This is a genomic window from Halorubrum sp. SP9 (genome assembly GCF_005435015.1).
Taxonomy (GTDB): domain Archaea; phylum Halobacteriota; class Halobacteria; order Halobacteriales; family Haloferacaceae; genus Halorubrum; species Halorubrum sodomense.
This window is the reverse complement of the sequence record NZ_SGXU01000324.1, coordinates 1-499: the sequence shown is the minus strand read 5'-3', so window position 1 is coordinate 499 and position 499 is coordinate 1. Positions and strand designations below refer to the sequence as shown.

Annotated in this window: 1 pseudogene; it reads left to right on the top strand. The window is 63.1% G+C overall.

Annotation, left to right across the window (positions count from 1 at the left end):
* A pseudogene (locus EXE45_RS19985) lies at positions 1–499 on the top strand (ABC transporter substrate-binding protein); the annotation flags it as partial.

Here is a 499-nt window from a genome sequence, read left to right as displayed (position 1 = left end):
GTCAAATCGCGGTACCACACGGAGTATTACGACGAGCTCGACGGCGTCTCGGTCGACAAAGGCGAGATCACCCAGCTGTACGACGAGGGGATCGACAAGGAGCTGTACTACGAGCTCGACAGCGACGTTCACATCACCGACCCGCAGTGGCTGCTCAAGAACTCCTTCTTCGGTCTCGACGAGGGCGACGTGACGGAGCTGACCGAGAACGTCGCGCCGTTCGTCGGCAACGCGAACTTCCGTCGGACCGACCCGTGGCACGACTACCGGTACTACTCGCTGTACGAGGCCTTCGAGGTCGTCGCCGACGTGTTCCAAGAGCGCGAGCGCTACGAGGCGCTCAAGTCGGTCCACGACGGGCTGATCGCGGACATCGAGTCGCGACTCCCCGACCAGGCCGAGCGGCCGACCGTCGGGCTCCTCTCGGTCAACTCCGACTTCGAGAACGGTACCTTCTACGCGTACCCGGTCAACGACGGCAACGGTCACAAGCAGTACC